This is a genomic window from Stenotrophomonas sp. STEN033, from assembly GCF_056856655.1.
Map to the genome: position 1 here is coordinate 1 of NZ_JBXFWM010000077.1, position 21,401 is coordinate 21,401.

General features: G+C 65.0%; 17 protein-coding genes. 7 read left to right on the forward strand and 10 right to left on the reverse strand.

Features of this window, described 5'->3' with window-relative positions:
- Window positions 1-158: 158 nt before the first annotated feature.
- The 4 genes from AC1VXC_RS18635 to AC1VXC_RS18650 are packed head-to-tail and all read right to left on the reverse strand — an operon-like array spanning window position 159 to window position 4,858.
- The gene (locus AC1VXC_RS18635) at window positions 159-1,718 is read right to left on the reverse strand and encodes a DHA2 family efflux MFS transporter permease subunit (RefSeq protein ID WP_481539369.1); all 1,560 of its coding nucleotides are present in this window, start codon (window positions 1,716-1,718) and stop codon (window positions 159-161) included.
- A gap of 7 nt (window positions 1,719-1,725) precedes the next feature.
- Entirely contained in the window at window positions 1,726-2,907 is a 1,182-nt protein-coding gene (locus tag AC1VXC_RS18640; protein WP_481539370.1) for a multidrug transporter, read from the reverse strand.
- An 11-nt stretch (window positions 2,908-2,918) separates the two neighbouring features.
- A complete protein-coding gene (locus tag AC1VXC_RS18645; RefSeq protein WP_481539372.1) occupies window positions 2,919-4,406 on the reverse strand; it encodes an efflux transporter outer membrane subunit in 1,488 nt (495 codons plus the stop codon).
- A 5-nt stretch (window positions 4,407-4,411) separates the two neighbouring features.
- Window positions 4,412-4,858, reverse strand: coding sequence for a MarR family winged helix-turn-helix transcriptional regulator (locus AC1VXC_RS18650; protein WP_313169384.1), 447 nt, complete (start codon window positions 4,856-4,858; stop codon window positions 4,412-4,414).
- 219 nt (window positions 4,859-5,077) lie between these two features.
- Between AC1VXC_RS18650 and AC1VXC_RS18655 the strand changes: the two genes are divergently transcribed.
- The 3 genes from AC1VXC_RS18655 to AC1VXC_RS18665 all read left to right on the forward strand — a co-directional run bounded on the left by AC1VXC_RS18655 (window position 5,078) and on the right by AC1VXC_RS18665 (window position 9,104).
- Entirely contained in the window at window positions 5,078-5,941 is an 864-nt protein-coding gene (locus AC1VXC_RS18655; protein WP_481539371.1) for a helix-turn-helix domain-containing protein, read from the forward strand.
- A gap of 64 nt (window positions 5,942-6,005) precedes the next feature.
- The gene (gene parC / locus AC1VXC_RS18660) at window positions 6,006-8,249 is read left to right on the forward strand and encodes a DNA topoisomerase IV subunit A (RefSeq protein ID WP_313169381.1); all 2,244 of its coding nucleotides are present in this window, start codon (window positions 6,006-6,008) and stop codon (window positions 8,247-8,249) included.
- 198 nt (window positions 8,250-8,447) lie between these two features.
- Window positions 8,448-9,104 (forward strand): thiopurine S-methyltransferase, encoded by a 657-nt coding sequence (locus tag AC1VXC_RS18665; protein WP_481528269.1) that lies wholly within the window; start codon window positions 8,448-8,450, stop codon window positions 9,102-9,104.
- Window positions 9,105-9,183: 79 nt separating this feature from the next.
- Here the strand turns inward: AC1VXC_RS18665 and AC1VXC_RS18670 are convergent, their stop codons facing one another.
- Entirely contained in the window at window positions 9,184-9,672 is a 489-nt protein-coding gene (locus AC1VXC_RS18670; protein ID WP_313169379.1) for a ferritin-like domain-containing protein, read from the reverse strand.
- A gap of 149 nt (window positions 9,673-9,821) precedes the next feature.
- Between AC1VXC_RS18670 and AC1VXC_RS18675 the strand changes: the two genes are divergently transcribed.
- A complete protein-coding gene (locus AC1VXC_RS18675) occupies window positions 9,822-12,320 on the forward strand; it encodes a penicillin acylase family protein (RefSeq protein ID WP_482995080.1) in 2,499 nt (832 codons plus the stop codon).
- 176 nt (window positions 12,321-12,496) lie between these two features.
- On the opposite strand, the gene AC1VXC_RS18680 is transcribed toward AC1VXC_RS18675, so the two are convergent.
- Together AC1VXC_RS18680 and asnB are read right to left on the reverse strand one after the other, a co-directional pair.
- A complete protein-coding gene (locus tag AC1VXC_RS18680; protein ID WP_313494602.1) occupies window positions 12,497-12,922 on the reverse strand; it encodes a RidA family protein in 426 nt (141 codons plus the stop codon).
- A gap of 176 nt (window positions 12,923-13,098) precedes the next feature.
- Window positions 13,099-14,784, reverse strand: coding sequence for an asparagine synthase B (asnB, locus tag AC1VXC_RS18685; RefSeq protein WP_313169373.1), 1,686 nt, complete (start codon window positions 14,782-14,784; stop codon window positions 13,099-13,101).
- A gap of 46 nt (window positions 14,785-14,830) precedes the next feature.
- Here asnB and AC1VXC_RS18690 point away from each other — a divergent pair, with 46 nt between their 5' ends.
- The 3 genes from AC1VXC_RS18690 to AC1VXC_RS18700 all read left to right on the forward strand — a co-directional run bounded on the left by AC1VXC_RS18690 (window position 14,831) and on the right by AC1VXC_RS18700 (window position 16,822).
- A complete protein-coding gene (locus tag AC1VXC_RS18690) occupies window positions 14,831-15,112 on the forward strand; it encodes a hypothetical protein (protein WP_481528274.1) in 282 nt (93 codons plus the stop codon).
- Between the two features lie 29 nt (window positions 15,113-15,141).
- Window positions 15,142-16,038 (forward strand): tetratricopeptide repeat protein, encoded by an 897-nt coding sequence (locus AC1VXC_RS18695; RefSeq protein WP_313494601.1) that lies wholly within the window; start codon window positions 15,142-15,144, stop codon window positions 16,036-16,038.
- Between the two features lie 97 nt (window positions 16,039-16,135).
- Window positions 16,136-16,822 (forward strand): pentapeptide repeat-containing protein, encoded by a 687-nt coding sequence (locus AC1VXC_RS18700; protein ID WP_313494600.1) that lies wholly within the window; start codon window positions 16,136-16,138, stop codon window positions 16,820-16,822.
- A 15-nt stretch (window positions 16,823-16,837) separates the two neighbouring features.
- Here AC1VXC_RS18700 and AC1VXC_RS18705 read toward each other — a convergent pair whose 3' ends face one another.
- The 3 genes from AC1VXC_RS18705 to AC1VXC_RS18715 form a co-directional block, all read right to left on the reverse strand.
- The gene (locus AC1VXC_RS18705) at window positions 16,838-19,699 is read right to left on the reverse strand and encodes a GGDEF domain-containing protein (RefSeq protein ID WP_481539135.1); all 2,862 of its coding nucleotides are present in this window, start codon (window positions 19,697-19,699) and stop codon (window positions 16,838-16,840) included.
- A 77-nt stretch (window positions 19,700-19,776) separates the two neighbouring features.
- Window positions 19,777-20,904, reverse strand: a complete 1,128-nt coding sequence (gene dapE / locus AC1VXC_RS18710; RefSeq protein ID WP_481539136.1) for a succinyl-diaminopimelate desuccinylase — start codon at window positions 20,902-20,904, stop codon at window positions 19,777-19,779.
- Between the two features lie 63 nt (window positions 20,905-20,967).
- Window positions 20,968-21,324: a Spx/MgsR family RNA polymerase-binding regulatory protein gene (locus AC1VXC_RS18715; protein ID WP_313169365.1), complete on the reverse strand. Its 357-nt coding sequence runs from the start codon at window positions 21,322-21,324 to the stop codon at window positions 20,968-20,970.
- Window positions 21,325-21,401 lie beyond the last annotated feature (77 nt).

The window sequence follows — 21,401 nt, forward strand, 5'->3', positions numbered from 1 at the left end:
GTGCCGAGCCATGCTCGGCAGGGGCTTTACCGGTAAGGCCATTGCCGAGCATGGCTCGGCACTACACAAAGCGAAGCCCGCAATCTTTCGGATTGCGGGCTTCGTTGCAGCGTCATTGCTGTCGGCTTCGCGGCTCATGCCGCTCCTACAAACACGCGTTAATGCCCGCCTGCCGACGCAGCCCCCGCTCCCGCACCAAACGGCGGCCTGGCCAGCCACACCAGGCCGATGATCAGCAGGAACACCCAGCCCAGCAGCAGGAAGATGTCGTTGAAGCCCATCTGCGATGCCTGGTGGTTGATCATCTCGTTGAGCACCGCCGCACCGTGCTGCAGGTCGCCCTGCCCCATCGCGGTCACCTGCTGATGCATGCCCGGGTCGTACAAGGACACATGCTCGGTCAGGTCCGCATGATGTTGTTGCGTACGCCGCGCCCACAACCAGGTGGTCAACGATGCCGCGAAGCTGCCGCCCAGCGTACGCAGGAAAGTGGCCAGGCCGGAGCCGGCGGCAATCTCGCGACCATCAAGGTCGGACAGCAGGATCTGCAGCACCGGCATGAAGAACAGCGCCAAACCAACACCCATCAACAACTGCACGCCGGCCACGTGCGCGAAATCGACCTGCAGGTTGAAGCCCGAACGCAGGAAGCTGGTCATCGACAGCACGAAGAATGCAATCGTCGCCAGGTAGCGCATGTCGACCTTGTGGCCGAACTTGCCCAGCACCGGCGCCACCATGATCGGCAGGATACCCAGGGGCGCCGTCGCCAGGCCCGCCCAGATTGCGGTATAGCCCATGTCGCGCTGCAGCCATTGCGGGATCATCAAGGCCACCGAGAAGAACGCCGCGTAGCCGACGATCATCGCCAAGGTGCCGGCGCGGAAATTGCGATGCCGCAGCAACTTCAGGTCAACGATGGGATCCTTGTCAGTCAGCTCCCAGATCACGAACACCGCCAACATCACCGCGGCAACACAGGTCAGCACCACGATCTTGGTCGAGTTGAACCAGTCTTCCTCGTTCCCCAGGTCCAGCATCAACTGCAGGCAGCCGACGCCGATCACCAGGGTGACCAGGCCAACGTAATCCATCTTCGGCCGCTCGGTGGTTTCCACGCGATGGCGCAGCTGGCCACCGACGATTGCTGCAGCGATCACGCCCAGCGGCACATTGATCAGGAAGATCCATTCCCAGCTGTAGTTGTCGGTGATCCAGCCACCGAGGATGGGACCAGCAATAGGCGCGACCACGGTGATCATTGCCAGCAAGGCCAGCGCCTGCCCGCGCTTCTCGCGTGGATAGATCGAGACCAGCAGCGACTGGGTGATCGGGTACATCGGCCCGGCCACGAAACCCTGCAGCGCGCGCGACACCACCAGCATGCCCATGCTCTGAGCGATGCCACACAGCAGCGAGGCGATGGAAAAGGCAATCGTTGCCCAGACGAACAGCTTCACCTCGCCAAAGCGGCGGCTCAGCCACCCCGTCAGCGGCAAGGCAATCGCGGTGCTGACCGCGAACGAGGTGATGACCCAGGTCGCCTGCTGCGAACTGGCGCCGAGGTTGCCGGCGATCGTCGGCAACGAGACATTGGCGATGGTGGTATCCAGCACCTGCATGAACGAGGCCAGCGCCAGGCCGGCCGTGCACAACGCAACATTGGCTGGCCCTGCGCCGACCGTCGTGGCCGGCGCCGTGGGAGCTTGAGCGGACATGGTGACCTCAGCTGGCGCGCGCGGACGGCGGCAGGTTGTCCTGGATGATGCTGTGGATCATGGCGTCGGCATCGTGCAGCTGCTTGGCATAGACCTGCGTGCCGTACACCGTGCCCTTGGCCGCATCGGCCGGCAGCACCGTGCCCTTCTGGTCGTGCAGGTTGACCTCGGCCTTCATCGACAGGCCCAGGCGCAGCGGATGCTCGGCGAGCTGCTTGGCATCGACGGCGATGCGCACCGGTACGCGCTGCACGATCTTGATCCAGTTGCCGCTGGCGTTCTGCGCCGGCAGCAACGAGAACGCCGAACCGGTGCCCAGGCCAAGGTTGGTGATGCGGCCCTTGTAGGTCACGTCACTGCCGTACAGGTCCGAGCGCAGCTCCACTTCCTGGCCCAGGCGCATGTGCCGCAGCTGGGTCTCCTTGAAGTTCGCATCCACCCACATCTGCTCGGCCGGCACCACGGCCATCAAGGCCGCACCCGGCTGTACGCGCTGGCCGACCTGCACCGAGCGACGCGCAACATAACCGGTGACCGGCGCAACGATGCCGGCACGTGCATTATTGAGATAGGCCTGGCGCAGCTGCGCCGCAGCCGCCTGCACGTCCGGCTGGGTGGCGATGACGGTGTCGTCGATCAGCGCGCGGCTGCGCTCGACGGTCTCGCGCGAACCGGCAACGGCAGCTTCGGCAGCGGCCAGCTCGTCACGGGCGTGGGCCAGTTCTTCATTGGAGATGGCACCGCTGGCAGCGAGGTCACGGCGACGGGCGAAGTCTTCGCGTGCGCGCTTCACCGACACCATCCGCGCGTTCAATTCCGCCTGCGCACCTTCCGCACTGCGGTACAGGCCGCGCACCTGGCGCACGGTGCTGGCGAGGTTGGCCTGCGCCTGCTGCATCGCCACTTCGGTATCGGCCGGATCCAGCTGCACCAGCAGCTGGCCCTGCTCCACCTTCATGCCGTCATCGGCGGCGATGGACACCACGGTGCCGGTGATCTGCGGGGTGATCTGCACCTGGTTGCCGCCGACATAAGCGTCGTCGGTTTCCTCGGCCCAGCGGCCGAGGAAGTAGTACCACGCGGCAAACGCTGCCAGCAGGATCAGGACGACGAACAACAGGCCGCGCAGCAGCTTGCCGCGACGGCTGGGAGCGGCGGCTGCCGCTTCGGGGGAGGTTGTCTGGCTCATTCGGGGGACTCTCAGGAATGCGTGGTGTCGTTGCCGGCAGCAACGGCCGGCGCCGTGTCGGCGGTGGGCTGGAAGCCGCCGCCCAGGGCGGTACTCAGGCGCACCGAAGACAGCAGCTGCTGTGATTGCAGGTTGCTCAGCCCCTGGTCGGCCTGCAGCAGGCGATCCTGGGTGCTGAGTACATCGAGGTAATTGCCGATACCGGCGCGATAGCGCTGCTGCGCCAACGCGTAGGCGGTCTGCGCGATGCCACGCAGCTGCTGTTGCGCCTGCACCTGCTCGGCCAGCGAACGGCTGGCATTGACCTGGTCGGCGACGTCGCGCAAGGCCTCTACCAGGGTGTGGTTGTAGTTGGCCACGGCAAGGTCGTAGTCGGCATCGCTGCTGGCCAGACCGGCGCGCAGGCGACCGCCATCGAAGATCGGCAGGCTCAGCGCCGGTGCCAGCAGTCCGAAGGTGGAGCCGCTTTCCAGCAGACTGCCCAGGTCCTTGGACACCACCCCGCCCAAAGCCGTCAGGTTGAGGTTGGGGTAGAAGCGGGTCTTGGCCACCTTGACCTGCTTGTCCGCCGCTTCCACGCGCCAGCGCGCGGCAACGATATCCGGACGCCGGCCCAGCAGTTCGCTGGGAATCACACCTGGCAGCTGCAGGGCCAGCGGATTCAGTTCATTCGGAATCTGGATGTCCAGGCCGCGGTCCGGCCCCTTGCCAAGCAGCGCGGCCAGCGCATTGCGCGACACATCGATCTGCTGCTGTGCGGCCAGTTGCTGCTGCTGTGCGGCTGGCAGCCGTGCCTGTGCCTGCTGCACCTGCAGTTCACTGTCGATACCGGCGGCGCGACGCTGGCGGGTCAGCTGCAAGGTCTTCTCGGCGCGCGCCAGTTCGTCATTGGCAACACGCTGCAGTTGCCCGGCATGGGCGAGTTGCACGTAGCCCTGGACGATGGCGGCAGCCAGATCCAGGCGCGCAGCCTGCGCATCCACGGCAGCAGCGTGGCCGCTGTCGACGGCGGCTTCCCAGGCAGCACGCTTGCCACCCCACAGGTCGACGCCATAGCTGAAGTTGGCCACCGCCTGCACGCTACCCATGTAATGGCCGCCGATTTCATCACCGGCCATGGATTCGGGCAGGCGCATGCCGGTATAGCCCGGTGACAGCGACAGGCTGGGCTTGCGCTCGGCATTGCTGCTGGCGGCGTGTGCCTGCGCCTGGCGCAGGCGCGCGTCGGCGGCTTCCAGCGAAGGAGAACCGCGCAGGGCTTCGTCGATCAGCGCATCCAACTGCGGGTCGGCGAACGCACGCCACCAATCAGCTGCCGGAAAGCCGGCTGCACTGAGCGGCGTACCGGCCAGGCTGCGGCTGCTCTGCAGGTTGTCGGCATCCAGCAGTCGCCCCTGCGGTTGCAGGCCACGGCTGCTGGCACATGCGGCCAGCGTAAGAACCAGCACCGCGGCCAGGAGGCCGCGGGCGGGTGAAACCAGGGATGTGGGGGAGGACATGGTTTTCATGGGGTCATCAAGGAGTCACGTATACGGAGCAGCAGGGACATCAACATCTCCCGCTCCTCCGCCTGCAGGTCACGCATGGCGTCTTCCATCACCTTGTCGCCACGCTGTTTCAAGCGCAGCCACAGGGCACGGCCTTCATCGGTGAGCACGATCTGCAATGCACGACGGTCCTGCGCATGCGTCTCGCGGCGCACGCAACCCAGCGCTTCGAACTTGTCCAGCAGACGGGTCACCGCGCTGGGAACCTGGTCCAGACCGCGTGCAAGCTGGTTCGCAGTACAGGGCGCCATGTGCATCAAGGTCTTCAGACCGATGTAGTGGCTGAATCCAAGGCCGAGGTCTTCCTCGGCCATGGAGGCATCAAGCTGCCGGGCAAGGCCGTCGCGGACTTGCCGCAGCAACAGGCCAAAGCTGGGGGGCTGGGTGGTGTCGGCACAGATCATGGGCGGGCATCTTCCTTCCAGATGGAATATTTCTCAATGGAAATATTCTATTTGGTATCAGATGCTGTGTTGCATCAATGGTGTCTGCGGCCGACCGGGACACAGTAATGGCTGCGTTCGTGGCCGGGTAATACAATCCAGCCAATGAATGACGAAATCCGGCCAATTACAGGCGCAACCCTCTCTTCGGTCCGGCGCCGGGCACCGCAGGGCTTTGACATGCAGCTGCCCGCCCCGCTGCTGCGTGACCAGGAACTGGACTGGTTCGAGCGCGACGACGGCCCGCCGGTATTCGGCTTCCGCTTCGACAGCCCGCAGGGCCTGGCCCGCGAGGTGGACTGGCACCAGCACGCGCGGGCACAGCTGATCTGCGTCGAACGTGGTCTGCTGACCACCCGCACCCGTCACGGCACCTGGTCCTTGCCGGCGGGTTCGGGCGGTTGGATGCCTGCGGCCGAACCGCATACGGTGGTGATCGACGGCCCGCTGCGTGGCTGGGGCATGGCCCTGGCCAGCCCGGTTTGCATTGATTTACCCAACGATCCCTGCGTGATCGGCATTTCCCGCTTGCTCAGCGCTCTGGCCGAACGGATCAGCGACTGGTCGCCGGAGCAGCCACTGTCAGCGCCCCAGCAACACATGATGGATGTACTGCTGGACGAAATCCGGCAGGCACCGCGCCAGCGCATGCACCTGCCGATGCCGGCCGATCGGCGCCTGCTGCGAATCGCCTCGCAACTGTTGGCCGAACCGGCCGATGACCGCAGCCTTGCGCAATGGGCACAGTGGGCGGGCTTGTCGTCGCGCAGCCTGAGCCGCCATTTCCGCGACGAGACCACCTTGAGCTTCGCCCAATGGCGGCAGCAGGCGCGGCTGGCCGAGGCGCTGCGCCGCCTCAATGACGGCCATGCCGTGGCCGACATCGCCCATTCACTGGGGTTCAGCAGCCCCAGCGCCTTCGTGATCGTGTTCCGCCGCCACTTCGGCCTGCCGCCCGGCCGCTACCAGAGCCGGGCCGATCAGGGGCTGGAAGGCGGGCTCGATCCCATCCGTGGCTTGGCATCTCCGCCGCCATCCGGATAATCGTCGGATCAGGCAGCCGGCGGCCCCCGCCTTGGCTCCGCACAACAGGTAGCACCCACCCGCAATGACTGAGTCTGCACGCCCCGCTTACCATGGCTTCGAACAGCAGCCACTGCGCGAATACGCTGAACGCGCCTATCTCGACTACTCCATGTACGTGGTGCTGGACCGCGCCCTGCCGTTCATCGGCGACGGGCTCAAGCCGGTGCAGCGCCGCATCATCTATTCGATGAGCGAACTGGGCCTGGGTGCCGCATCCAAGCCCAAGAAGTCCGCCCGCACCGTCGGTGACGTCATCGGTAAGTACCACCCGCACGGCGACAGCGCCTGCTACGAGGCCCTGGTACTGATGGCCCAGCCGTTCTCGTTCCGCTACCCGCTGATCGACGGTCAGGGCAACTTCGGCTCCAGCGATGATCCCAAATCGTTTGCAGCCATGCGTTACACCGAATCCAAGCTGACCCCGATCGCCGAGGTATTGCTGGGCGAACTGGGCCAGGGCACCACCGACTGGTCGCCGAATTTCGACGGCACCCTGGAAGAGCCGAGCTGGTTGCCGGCACGCCTGCCGCACCTGCTGCTCAACGGCACCACCGGCATCGCCGTGGGCATGGCCACCGACGTACCGCCGCACAATCTCAATGAGATCGTCAGCGCGCTGGTGCGCCTGATCGACGAGCCGGATACCACCGTCGCCGAGCTCTGCGAGCACGTGAAGGGCCCGGACTACCCGACCACCGCCGAGATCATCACCTCGCCGTCGGACCTGCGGAACATCTACGAGACCGGCAATGGCAGCGTGCGCGCGCGCGCCACCTTCAAAAAGGAAGGCAGCAACATCGTCATCGATGCGCTGCCGCACCAGGTCTCGCCGTCCAAGGTGATCGAGCAGATCGCTGCGCAGATGCGCGCCAAGAAGCTGCCGTGGCTGGAAGACATCCGCGACGAATCCGATCACGCCAACCCGGTGCGCGTGGTGTTGATGCCGCGCTCCAACCGCGTCGACGCCGAGCAGCTGATGGGCCACCTGTTCGCCATCACCGACCTTGAGCGCAGCTACCGCGTCAACCTCAACGTCATCGGCCTGGACGGTCGTCCGCAGGTCAAGAACCTGAAGATGCTGCTCAGCGAGTGGCTGCGCTTCCGCCAGGACACGGTCACCCGCCGCCTCAACCACCGCCTGCAGAAGGTCGAGCGTCGCCTGCACCTGTTGGAGGGCTTGCTGGTTGCCTTCCTCAACCTGGACGAAGTGATCCGCATCATCCGCACCGAGGACGATGCCAAGGCCGCGCTGATCGCGCGCTTCGCACTGAGCGAAGACCAAGCCGAGTACATCCTGGAAACCAAGCTGAAGCAGCTTGCGCGTCTGGAAGAAATGAAGATCCGCGGCGAGCAGGATGAGCTGGCCAAGGAACGCGACAAGATCCTGTCCATCCTGCAGAGCAGCGCCAAGCTGAAGAAGCTGGTCAAGGACGAACTGCTGGCCGACGCCAAGAAGTTCGGCGATGAACGCCGTTCGCCGCTGGTGCAGCGCGGTGCCGCCCAGGCCATCGACGAGACCGAGCTGGTGCCGAGCGAGCCGATGACCGTGGTGCTGTCGGAGAAGGGCTGGGTACGCGCGGCCAAGGGCCACGACGTCGACGGTTCGACCCTGAACTACCGCGATGGCGACAGCCTGCTGGCGGTGGCACGTACCCGCAGCACCCAGCAGGTAGCCTTCCTCGATACCGAAGGCCGCGCCTATTCCACACCGGTGCATACCCTGCCCTCGGCACGTGGCAATGGCGAGCCGTTGACCGGCCGCTTCTCGCCGGCACCGGGCAGCAGCTTCGTCACCGTGGCCAGCGGCGACAACAACACCCGCTTCGTGTTGGCGTCCACCCACGGCTATGGTTTCGTCACCCGCTTCGAGAACCTGACCGGGCGCAACAAGGCCGGCAAGGCGATGCTCAACCTGTCCGCAGGTTCGGCAGTGCTGACCCCGTCCCTGGTCGCCAACCCGGAAACCGACCGCATCGTCGCTGTCACCAGCGCCGGCAACATGCTCGCCATCCCGGCCAGCGATCTGCCTGAGCTGGACAAGGGCAAGGGCAACAAGATCATCGAGATCCCCAAGGCCAAGCTCTCCACCGAGCGTGTGGTGGCGGTGGTCGCGGTTGGCCCGGGCAACACCCTGCAGGTGCGCAGTGGCCAGCGCACCATGAACCTGTCGTTCAAGGACCTGGAGACGTATCTGGGAACACGGGCGACGCGCGGGCATCTGCTGCCGCGTGGGTGGCAGAAGGTTGAAGGGCTGGAAGTTCAGTAATAAAAGGAGGCCGGGCAATGCCCGGCCTCCTTTTTTTTGCATGTGTTTGTGGGAGCGGCGTAAGCAGCGAAGCCACAGATCCAACAGACACCGGCAATCACAAATCACCATTGATCCATTGCCATCAGCTTCGCGGCTGATGCCGCTCCCACAAACAGCAAGGTAATCTGCAACGCTATCGCACTCGGAGAACGCACCATGCAACCCGACTTCTGGCTGCAACGTTGGCAGAACGGTCAAATCGGCTTTCATCGCAACGAGGTGATGCCGCTACTGCAGAAACACTGGCCCGAACTGCAGCTTCCGGCAGGCAGCCGCGTACTGGTGCCACTGTGCGGCAAGACCCTGGACATGCACTGGCTGGCGGCGCAAGGCCACCGCGTGCTTGGCGTTGAGTTGTCGCCAATGGCCATCGAGCAGTTCTTCGCCGAAGCCGACCTCACCCCGCAGCGCCACAGCAGCCAGTACGGCGAGCACTACAGCGCCGGGCCGATTGAAATCATCTGTGGTGATGCCTTCGCGCTGGATGCGGACTTGCTTGGCGATATCGCCGGCGTCTACGACCGCGCAGCACTGATCGCCTTGCCGCCGCATCTGCGCCAGCACTACCGCGACACCTTGTACGGGCAACTGCCGGTAGGCTGCCAAGGCGTGCTGATCACCCTGGAATACCCGCAGGACGAAAAGCAGGGCCCGCCGTTCTCGGTGGAGGAAGCCGAAGTGCAGCGCTTGTTTGCCAGCCCGTGGCAAGCCGGCCTGCTGGAACGCCGCGACATCCTCGACCAGCAGCCGGACTTCCGCGCTGACGGCGTGAGCGCGCTTTCCACTGCCGTATACAGGCTGCAACGCCTGTAATGCCCGTAGTGCTGACCCATGGTCGGCAGGGGGCGTTGCCGATAGATTCAAATGCCGACCATGGGTCGGCACTACAGAATCAATGCGCCGGGGCGCCCTTGGCGTCCATCTTGCTCAGCTGGTACAGCTCAAGGCCAATGCGCTTGATCAGGCCCAGCTGCTTCTCCAGCCACCAGGCGTGATCTTCCTCGGTGTCACGCAGCTGCGCGATCAGGATGTCACGGCTGACGTAGTCCCCCTGCGCTTCGCACAGCTTCACGCCGGCAGCCAGGTTGGCGCGCACCTGGTATTCCACCTGCAGGTCCTTCTCCAGCATCTCCATCACCGTCACGCCCGGCTCGAAGGCATGCGGACGCATATCCGGGTCGCCGCCCAGGAACAGGATGCGTCGCAGCAGGGCATCGGCGTGTTCGGTCTCTTCTTCCATCTCATGGCCAATACGCTCGTACAGCGCCAGCAGGCCCTGGTCCTCGTAACGACGGGAATGGATGAAGTACTGGTCGCGCGCAGCCAGTTCGCCGCGCAGCAGCTCCTTCAGGCACTCAATGACTTCGGACTTGCCCTGCATGGGGGTGCTCCTGATGATTCGATGGTGCATAGGGTGCCCCATCTGAAAAGCCAATGATCTAATCGGAATCACTTTCAGTTGCGATTCCCTCTCCTTCGGCTTCACAAGCTGTCTACAATCGCGGCAGAACCGCTACCGGGGGTAGGCCTGTGCTGCGTTGGCTGCTGCGTTCGCTTTGGGTTGTATTGGGGCTGTTGCTGGTACTACTGCTGGTCACCTGGGGACTCCTGCGCGGCAGCCTGCCACAGTTGGACGGGGAACTGGCCCTGCCAGGACTGTCTGCACCGGTCAGCATCCAGCGCGACGCGCTCGGCGTGCTCACCGTCGAAGCTGCCAACGAGACCGACATGGCCCGCGCCCTGGGCTACGTGCACGCACAGGAACGCTTCTTCGAGATGGACCTGATGCGCCGCTCGGCAGCGGGCGAGCTGTCCGAACTGTTCGGCGCCAAGGCCCTGCCGCTGGACAAGCGCATGCGCGTGCACCGCTTGCGTGCCCACACCCAGCAGAACCTGGGCGCCGCCCTGGGCGACAAGCGCGGCGTCATCGAGGCCTACCGCGACGGCGTCAATGCCGGCCTTGCCGCGCTGCCCGTACGGCCATGGCCTTATCTGCTGCTGCGCCAGCAACCGCGCGCCTGGGAGTTGGAGGACTCGGTGCTGACCGGGCTGGCGATGTACGCCGACCTGCAGGACCCGACCAATACCCGCGAACTGGCGATGGCACGCATCCGCAGCGTGGTGCCGCCAGCCCTGTATGCATTGCTCGCCCACGACGGCAGCAACTGGGATGCGCCCTTGTTTGGCGAGCCCCGTGGCGATGCCGTGTTACCGGATGCGGCAACGCTGGACCTGCGCAATGCAGGCACTGCGCCGGCCCTCACTCCACCGCCTGCTTCGCAAGCGGTCCCCCTCTCTCCCGCTGCGCGGGAGAGAGACGTAGGTGGGTCGCCTGCGGCGACCGGTTCTTTTGCACCTTACCTGGCTGCCCTCACTCCACCCCTTGCTTCGCAAGCGGTCCCCCTCTCTCCCGCTGCGCGGGAGAGAGACGTAGGTGGGTCGCCTGCGGCGACCGGTTCTTTTCCGGGTAGCAACAACTTCGCAGTAGCAGGAGCTCTGACTGCCGACGGCCGCGCCATCATCGCCGACGACATGCACCTGGGCCTGCGTGCGCCGAACATCTGGTTCCGCGCACGCCTGCGCTATGCCGACCCAACCGCTCCCGAGGGCAAGGTCGATGTTGCAGGCTTCACCCTGCCCGGCCTGCCTGCAGTCATCGTCGGCAGCAATACGCGGGTGGCCTGGGCCTTCACCAACAGCTATATCGACACCGCCGACTTCACTACCCTGCCCGCGAACACCCCGCTGCGCACCTTCAACGAGTCCATCGCCGTCGCCGGCGCCCACCCGGAACTGCTGCTGGTACGCGAAAGCGACTGGGGGCCTGTCCTGCACGACGAGCACGACGGGCAACTGCTGGCCCTGCGTTGGGTAGGCCAGCAGGCTGGCGCGGTGCGCCTGGATTTCGCCGACATGGCCAAGGCTGCCGATCTCGACTCCGCCTTTGCGGTAGCCGATCGCTCCGGCATCCCCGCGCAGAATCTATTGGTCGCCGACCGCAGCGGGCGCATCGCCTGGCGCCTGATCGGCGCGCGCCCTGCGCGTGACCCGGCCTGCCATGCCGATGCAGCCATGCAAGCCAATTGCGCACCGTGGCCAATTCGCACCAATCAGGCACCGGCACTGGTCGACCCGCCGGATCACCGCTTGTGGACAGCCAATGGCCGCGTGCTCGATGGTGCTGCGCTGGCCGAGGCCGGTGACGGCGGCTATGACTTCGGTGCACGCGCCAAGCAGATCCGCGACGGCCTGTTCGACCGCGAAAGCTTCAAGGAAAGTGACCTGCTGGCGATCCAGCTGGATGACCGCGCCGTGCTGATGGAACGTTGGTGGAAGCTGCTGCGGCAGACCGTCGAGCACAGCGACGATCCGGCGCTGAAGCGACTGGAAGCCGCCAGCCGCCAGTGGCAGGGCCGCGCATCCGCCGATTCAGTCAGTTATCGGATGGCGCGCGGCTTCCGCGGCATCCTGATGGACAACATGGAAGGCGCACTGCTGGCACCGGCCAAGGAGCAGCTGGGCGAACGTTACATACCGCCCAAGCTGGCCCAGTTCGAAGGTGTGCTGTGGCCGTTGCTCAGCGAACGCCCGCCGCACCTGCTGCCACCGCCGTATGAAAGCTGGGATGCCTTGCTCACCGACAGCGCTCGCCAACTTGAGAAGGATCTGGCCGGACAGGGTCCGGATCTGGCACAACGCAGCTGGGGCGAGCGCAATACTGCCGCCATCTGCCATCCGGTCTCGGCCGCGTTGCCCAGCCTGTTCAAACGCTGGCTGTGCATGCCGGCGCAACCCTTGGCCGGCGACGACAACATGCCGCGCGTGGTCGGACCCAAGTTCGGCGCTTCCGAGCGCATGGTGGTCTCGCCCGGCCATGAGGCCGACGGCATCGTGCACATGCCGGGCGGCCAGAGCGGCCATCCGCTGTCGCCGTTCTGGGGGGCAGGCCACGACGACTGGGTGGAAGGCCGCCCGACTCCGTTCCTGCCGGGCAAGCCGGCGCACAGCCTGAGCTTGAGTCCAAGATAGAAGACAACGCCGCGCACGCAACCCGGCTGGCATCCAGGTGTGGGAGCGGCATAAGCCGCGAAGCTGGATTTACTGGAACCCTCGATGCATATGCAACCTGATGGTGTCCCTGCTTCGCGGCTGACGCCGCTCCCACAAACAGCTGACCGGCTCGCCGTCACCAATGCACTGCGCGCTTACTTCAAGCGCACTGTCCACTCCACTTCAAGCTTGGCCTCGGCGTCGAACAGGCGACTGATCTGCACCCAGCTCGCGGCCGGATACTTGCCATCGACAAAGAAGGTCTTGCGCTCAGGAATCGCCTTGATCAAGCCATCCATGTCGGTGGTGAACACCGTCTCCTTCACCACCTGGCTGCTGTCCGCATCAAACTGCTGCAGGATCTTCGTCAGCTTGCCGTAGCAATCGCGCACCGCAGCCTGCATATCCGCACCACGGCAGGGGACGCCGGAAACATGCAGCGTGTCGCCATCACGCACCACGCCGGTGTAGCCGATATCGGTTTCCCAACTACCCTGTTGATGCCGCTCCAATGGCACCTCCCTGGCGTGGGCGTAGGAACTGCAGAGCAGGCCAAACATCACGAACGCACAAGCACGCATCGAAAATCCTTTTGAGTCGTTATAGAAGGAAGAACTGCGGTTTCCTGATCGCGCACGTTGAATTGTGCGACATGTAAAGCGGCCCCTTCCCCTCCCCCCCCTCTCCGGGCAGGGAAGAGGGGCGTTGAAGGCAAGGCGGGCCGACGCTTCCAATGACCTTTGGGTCGACTGACCTCTTAACCTGCCAAGGCCTGCTCGTGCACACCGGCCACGGCGCGACCGGATGGATCGGCCATGCTGGCGAAACTGGCGTCCCATGCAATTGCCGCCGGCGAAGAGCAGGCAATCGACTTGCCGCCCGGCACCGTTTCCGAGGCCGCGTGGCTGGGGAAGAACTGCTCGAACACGTGGCGGTAGTAGTACGCTTCCTTGGTCTGCGGCGGGTTGTACGGGAAGCGCTTGTCGGCGGCGGCCAGCACGCGGTCGCTGACCTGTGACTCGGCATGCGCCTTCAAACCGTCGATCCAGCCATAGCCGACGCCGTCGCTGAACTGCTCCTTCTGCCGCCACAGGATTTCCTTGGGCAGGTAGCCTTCGAAGGCTTCGCGCAGCACGGCCTTCTCGATGCGGCCGCTGGCCTTGTCGACCATCTTGTGGCGCGCATCCATCTTCATCGCCACATCCAGGAACTCGCGATCCAGGAACGGTACGCGCGGCTCCACGCCCCAGGCCATCATCGACTTGTTCGCGCGCAGGCAATCGTAGTTGTTCAGCGCGTCGAGCTTGCGTACCAGTTCCTCGTGGAACTCACGCGCGTTCGGTGCCTTGTGGAAGTACAGGTAGCCGCCGAAGATCTCATCGCTGCCTTCGCCGGACAGCACCATCTTCACGCCCATTGCCTTGATCCGACGTGCCAGCAGGAACATCGGCGTGGAAGCACGGATGGTGGTGACGTCGTAAGTCTCGACGTGGCGGATCACTTCCGGCACCGCATCCAGGCCTTCCTCGAAGGTGTACTCGAAGCCGTGATGCACGGTGCCCAGCATTTCTGCCGCCACCTTGGCCGCGGCCAAGTCGGGCGAGCCCTTCAGGCCGATGGCGAAGCTGTGCAGGCGCGGCCACCAGGCTTCGCTCTGACCGCCATCCTCGATGCGGTTGCGTGCATAGCGCGCCGCAACCGCGGCGACCAGCGAGGAGTCCAGGCCGCCGGACAGCAGCACGCCATAGGGCACGTCGGTCATCAGTTGGCGGTGCACGGCGCGCTCGAAGGCCTCGCGCAGTTCGGTCAACGACACATCCACACCTTCCACTGCGTCGTAGTCGCGCCACGGACGCTCGTAGTATTTGCTCAGCGTATCGGTGCTGCTGTCATACCAGTGGCCGGGAGGGAACTGGGCCACGTCGGCGCAGGTATCCGCCAGCGACTTCATTTCCGAGGCAACGCAGAGTCGGCCCTGCTTGTCGTGGCCCCAGTACAGCGGCACCACACCGATAGGATCGCGGGCGATGATCACGCGCTGCTTTGCGCGGTCCCACAGCGCGAAGGCGAAGATGCCGTTGAGCCTGTTCAAGTAGGACGCCGGCTCGTCCTCACGGTACAGCGCGTTGATCACCTCGCAGTCCGAGCCGGTCTGGAAGGCGTAGGGCTGGGTGAGCTCCTTCTTCAGCTCCTGGTGGTTATAGATCTCACCGTTCACCGCCAGCGCGAGCTGGCCGTCATCGGATAGCAACGGCTGCGAGCCACCGGCCGGGTCGACGATGGCCAGCCGCTCGTGCACCAGGATGGCGCCGTCGTCCACGTAGACGCCGCTCCAGTCCGGGCCGCGATGCCGTTGGCGCTGGGATTGTTCAAGCGCCTGCCGACGCAGCGCCTGCAGGTCGTCACCGGGTTGCAGGCCAAAAATGCCGAAGATGGAACACATGGGAAAGCTCCTGGGTTGTGTGGGGACAAACATTGGAAGCAACGGCTTGAAGACCTGCAGCCGCTCGGTGTTCCCGCCCGGCCACAAAAAAACCCGCATCGGCCGATGCGGGTTTTCTGGTGTCCTGAGCGTGTTGCCTGTCCTAGCTCTGGTCGCAGTCCCGCAGTGGCCGCGCACGATTATTCGCGCGCAGATTATTGCGGTTGTTATTGTTGACGGCGGTGGCCGGGAACGAGGACATGGCGCCGACGTTATCCCGGTATTGGCGACGGCGCAACTGTTGCTTTGGCAACCGATTCAGCGGCCGGGTCGGCGCACTCCGCGATAATCGCCCGCCACCTTGCCCGGACCTGCTGGATGCCCCGTCCCACACCCCGTGTGCTGCTGTACGCCCTGCCCCTGTTCATCCTGCTCGGTTGCGCGACACCCCCCAACACCCGCCCGCCCAGCGACAGCGAGCGCGATGCGCTGTCCGCAGCCGCCGATGGCCAGTTCGATTCGGCCCTGCGGGTCGCCAGGATGTACCAGGCCTGGAACGACCCGCGTGCGTTGGAATGGTACGCACGGGCAGCGTCGACAACGCCGCGCACCCACCGCAGCACCGCCGCTGCGGAGCAACTGGGCAGGATCCTTGAGCGCGGCCGCCTGGACAGCAGTGACGAACCGCAGAAGCCCGAGGACGTTCGCTTCAAGCCATCGCCACGCAAGGCACTGCGCTGGTACCAGAGTGCCGCCTACCACGGCTCGCCGTATGCCATGTCCGATCTTGCACGCTGGTACGAACGCCAGGGCGACATGGCAGGCGCACTGCGCTGGCGCCTGCGCTCGGCGGTGTACATGCGTGAGTTGTACAAGCTGGACGCACTGCGCAAGGCAACCCATGCCTCAACCGAAGCTGCGCGCGTTGTCCCCGACCAGCCCTCCGCCAATGCGACCATCGCCCGCATCCAGCGGCGTGCTGCGCGTGGCGACGCCGAGGCCCAGGTCGACCTTGGCGCCTTGCACGAAGCAGGCATCGGCATGCCCACGGATATGCGCGAGGCACTGCATTGGTATCAGCGCGCCGGCGAACAGGGCAATGTCTACGGCCAGTACTTCAGCGGCTTGGCGCTTGGGCGCGGCAGCAAAACCCTGCCGGAAGATGAGGCGGCAGCAGCGGCATGGTTCGCGCGTGCCCAGGCGCAGGAGTTCTATCTGGCCGAGGAGTCGTACTGGCGCCGGGCCATCGCACCGCCGTTCTTCATCTTCGAATAGATCGAGCAGGTCTGTACACACAACGCCCGCCGCAACAAGACTGCATCAACAGAGCGATGTCGCGCAGAATGATGCGCAAGCACCTGCAGAGTTGGACATGACGAATACCCCGGTCTTCCACGAAGAAACCATCGACCGCGCGCGCATGCAGCAGATCATCCGCGCGCATCCGCGGGCAGCGGTGTTCGAATCGTGCACGTTGGACGAAGGCGATTTCTCGCGCCTGGAGATGGACGGCTTCCAGTTCAAGCAATGCTCGCTGAACAAGGCAAATTGGCTCGCCGCATCATTGGAGGAGAGCCGATGGCAGAAATGCCGCGGCAGCCACTGCGACTTCAGTTCCGCACAGCTCAGCGATTCGCGCTTCGATCACTGTGATCTCAACAACAGCTTCTGGCGACGCGCCACGCTGTCGTCGGTGCAGTTCAAGGACTGCAAGCTGACCGGCGCCCACCTGCAGGAAGTCAGCGGCTGGGCACTGGAATTCCGCGACTGCCTGCTGGTCAGCGCCGACCTGCGCGGCATGTCATTCCGCAAGGCGCAGCTGGAAGGCATGGATTTCTCCGATGCCGATCTGTCCGGCTGCGACTTCCGCGACGCGGTGTTCAGCGGCGGCAGCCTGCGCAACGCACAGACCCGCCTCACCCGCTTCGAAGGTGCCGACCTGCGCGATACCGACATCAGCGGACTCAACGTGATGGACGGCAAGCACTTCAAGAAAGCGGTGATCTCGCAGCGGCAGGCTGCGGCGGCGCTGGCGGCGTTCGGCTTGATTGTTGCTTGACGCAGACGTGGCCTGCTACGCCCCTGCTTGCAGGCTGGCAACATCCACCCGATTCCGCCCTTCGCGCTTGACCCGATATAACGCCATATCCGCGCACCGCACCAGCGCCATCGGATCGTCCTCGATCAGCGGCGTGCAGACCGCAACGCCGACGCTGATCGTCACCCGCTGCCCCGCCGCACCAGTGACCTGCTCCACCGCGCTGCGCAGGCGCTCGCCACGCGCCAGCGCCATCGGTTCATCGCAGTCCGGCAGGATAAGCACGAACTCCTCGCCACCGTAGCGTGCGACCAGCTCTTCGGCCCCCGTCACCTGCGCGGCCAATGTCTGCGCGACGCGGCGTAGCTGCAGGTCGCCGAGATGATGGCCGTGGGTGTCGTTGAACTGCTTGAAATGGTCCACATCGATCATCATCACCGCCAACGGTTCCTGCCGTTCCGCGCAGCGTTGCCACGCACGCGGGAGGGTTTTCTCCATCGCATGCCGGTTGGCGATACCGGTCAGTCCGTCGGTGACGGCCAGGGCCGAGAGACGGGAGTTGGCGCTTCGCAGCTCGGCCGTGCGTTCGTTGATCTTCTTCTCGAGCAGACGATTCTGTGCGTTGATGGCGCGGGTGCGCAGACCAACCACCCCTACCACGAACACCAGTCCCGCCACACCAAAAGCCAGCTGAACCCATGGGCGCTGGTACCAGAATGGCGCGACCTGCAGTGGGTAACTCATTGCCTCGGTCGGCGTGCCACCCAGCACCCGGGCCTGCAACTGGAAGGTGTAGGCCCCGGCCGGCAAGCGCTGATAGGTCAACTCGCGCCCTGCTGCCCAGGGCGACCAATCATCGTGATAGCCCGGCATGCGATAGCGAAACTCAACCTCCGGCTCCATGCTCTGTACACCGAAGCGCAATGCCAGGCCGGCACCGGCCGGCAAGCGTGGCACTGCCTGCGGTGCCAGTGACAGCAGTACCGGCGGGTGATTCGGACCTTGCAGTTCGATGCGATCCAGCCGTGCCCGCGGCGGTGTTGCAAGGTGTTCGGCGGCCGCAGGGTCCAGCTGCAGGATGCTGTCGCGGGTTACCACGCGCAGCTGTCCATCGCCGTGCAGCGCAACCGTCATGAAACCAGGTACGCGGCTATCGCTGACCTGCTGCAACTGGAACGCGTCCGTCCCGGGCTTGCGCCACCACAACTGCCTTGCCGTCCATGCAAAGCTTCCCTTCGCGTTATCTTCTCCTTCCAGCTCCATCGGTGCCTGCAGCCCTGCCAGCACGGGCAAGGCGCCGGCAACGAACTGCTCCCCCTGCAGCCGATGCACTTGCGCACCCGAGATCGCGTACAGCACGCCTCCGCTGCGGAACAGACGGGTACCGTGCCCCGCCACCACAGGCAAGCCCTGGGCGACCCCGTAGCGCTGCTCCGCCAGCAACCGACCGTCATCCAATGCGAAGCGCCAGCGGCGCGCGCCGCCGCCCGGATCGCCAGCCCATACCTCGCCTGCGGCAACTTCGTACAAGCCGGAAACCGTGTTCTGGCCTGTATTCCATTGCGCCTGCAGCTGCCAGCGCCCCTCGCGCTGGCCGAGCACAATGACCCGGCTGCGGCTGACGGCGAACATACGGCGCGCGTCAAACGCCGAGGGAAGCAGCCTGCTGACGCTGTCTCCCAGCTTTGCCGGCAACAATCGCCGCGGTTGCGTCTGCCCCGGGTCCAGCACCGCCAACCCATAGCGGTCACCGATCAGCAGCCCGGCGGAGGTGCCTTCCAGTGCGAAGGTTTCCAGGTCGCGGCGTGGCCACTGCAGTTGCGAGAACACAGGTGTCCCTGTCATGGAGGACTGCGTACGCCACACGCCCATGCTCGCCACCCACAGGCGGCCGTCATACCAGGTGCTGTCGAAGATGCGACCACGCAGCCCATGCAGGCGCCCATAGCGCGTCCATGGCAGCGACCAGCGCAACCGCGCGATGCCGCTCTCGCCGGCTATCCACACCGCACCATCACGATCCTCCACAAGATCATGCATCTCACCTGCACAGGCGGCAAAACTGTCGAGCAGCTTCAGTTCAGGCGAAAAACGCATGATGGTGCCGTCGAAGCTACCCACCGCAAAACCACCATCGGCCAAGGCAATGCCGGTATACGGCTCATGCAGACCGAACGCGGCAGTGGCCTCGGTATCGAGCTTGCGCAGGCCGTTGCCGTCACTGAAATGGAAACCGTCGGCAGCGGCGAACAACAGCCCACCACGATAGGGCCACGCTGCGGGCACGCGCAGCGTGGCCAGTGGTTCCATGCCCTCGACCAGCGCCATCGCAGCCCTGCCCACCCGGTACAGGCCTTCACCCGGAACCCGGAAATAGATCTCGTCACCCGCCACCAACGGGCGCGTACGCGCGCCGGCGGGGAGTTGCAGGCGGGTGGTGCTGCCGTTCTTTTCCAGTACGAACAGCGCACCGGCGCTCACCGCGTGTATGCCACGCGCGGTCTCCCCCAACGAAAACACCTCGATCGGCCCCTGCACCAGTCCGGCAGCGGACAGGCGTGGCAGCAGGTTGATAAATCGATGGGTACCATCGGCCTGCCGCAGCAGTTGCCCAAACATGCCCGCACCAGCGACATGGAGGCTGCCATCGCGCGCCAGCATGATCGAGTACACCGGTGCCTCGCCCGCCGCCTCCAGCAGCTCCCATACACCGCTGCGGAAGATCATCACCCCTTCGCCACTTGCCGCGTACAGGTTGCCAGTGCGGTCGACGACCACGCCGGGATAGGTCGGTGCGGCCGGCAACTGGCTCGCCCCGAACTGCCGCAGCAATGGCAGGCCATGCAGCGTGGCAGTGGCGTGCGCGAACGGCAGCGCGCACACCAGCACAAGGGCCATCAGCCCAATTCGGAACCCCATTTGAACCCTGTCCATCTCGCCCCCCCGGCAAGATTGTGCACCCGCACCGTAACAGTTCAGTCCAGCAGTTTTTCTATCAGTTTCCGGTACAGGTCAGGCAGCGCTTCCAGGTCGGCGACGCGTACGTTTTCATCGACCTGGTGGATGCTGGCATTCACCGGACCCACCTCGATGCATTGCGCGCCCAAGGGTGCGATGAAGCGGGCGTCGGAGGTTCCACCGCCGGTGCTTTCTTCCGGTGCCGCGCCGGCAAACCCGGCCAGCACCTCGCGCGCGACACTGCGCAGACGCCCTTCCGGGGTGTAGAACGGCTCGCCGCTGCGGTGCCACTGCAGGTCGTAGTCCAGGCCGTGATGGTCCAACAGCGCGCCGATCTCGGTTTCCAGCATGTCCGCATTCCAATGCGGGTTGTAGCGCAGGTTGAACATCACCTGCAGTTCACCCGGGATCACATTGTTGGCACCGGTGCCGGCGTTGATGTTCGAGATCTGCAAGCTGGTGGACGGGAAGCTTTCATAGCCGTCGTCCCAATGCCGGGCAGTCAGCTCAGCCAACGCCGGTGCGGCCAGATGGATGGGGTTCTTGGCCTTGTCCGGATAGGCGACATGGCCCTGCACGCCCTTGATGCGCAGCTTGGCCGAGAGGCTGCCACGGCGGCCGACGCGCAGCAGGTCACCGAGTTTGGCGGTGGACGACGGCTCGCCGGTAATGCACCAGTCGATACCCTGCCCGCGCTCGACGAAGAGCTTGGCAACGTGGCGGACGCCATCGATGGCGTCACCTTCCTCGTCGCTGGTCAGCAGCACCGCCAGCGTGCCCGGGTGGTCCGGGTGCGCGGCAACAAACTGCTCGGCAGCGACCACGAAGGCAGCAACGCTGCCCTTCATGTCGGCAGTGCCGCGCCCGTACAGGACGCCGTCGCGCACCTCCGGCTTGAACGGGTCGTTGCTCCAGGCCTCGACCGGCCCGGTCGGCACCACGTCGGTGTGGCCGAGCAGCACCAGTACCGGTGCGCCGTTGCCGTGGGTGGCCCAGAGGTTGTCGACTTCGCCCAGGCGCAGGTGCTCGCAGTTGAAACCGGCGGCGCTGAGACGGCCTGCGATCAGTTGCTGGCAGCCTGCGTCTTCCGGGGTTACCGAGGGGCGGGCGACCAGGTCGCAGGTCAGGGCTAGTACGTCGTTCATTGCGGCCTTCTTTGATCGGTGGCTTCGCGGCTCACGCCGCTCCCACAATTATTGGAGGGCGGATCAGGCGATGTTGAAGCGGGCCTTGAAGCCGTTGTCGCTGAAACCCTGGCTCAGCGTGCCATCGTCGGCGATGACCAGCGGACGCTTGATCAGCTGCGGGTATTCGCGCAGCAGCAGCTTCCACTCGGCATCGGACTCGGGCGACTTGCGGTTGTCCGGCAGCTGCCGCCAGGTGGTCGAGGATTTGTTGATCATCGCCGCGAAGCCGCCGGCCTTGCCGGCCCATTCGAGCAGGGTTTCCGGGCTGGGCTTGTTGTCGCGGTAATCGACGAAGGTATAGGCGACGTTGAAGCGGTCCAGCCACTTGGTGGCTTTCTTGCAGGTGTCGCAGTTTTTCAGTCCGTAAATCGTGGTCATTCTGAATTCCAAAGCCCGCATGGCAAAGCCCCTCTCCCGCTTGCGGGAGAGGGGTTGGGGTGAGGGGAAGCTTCTAG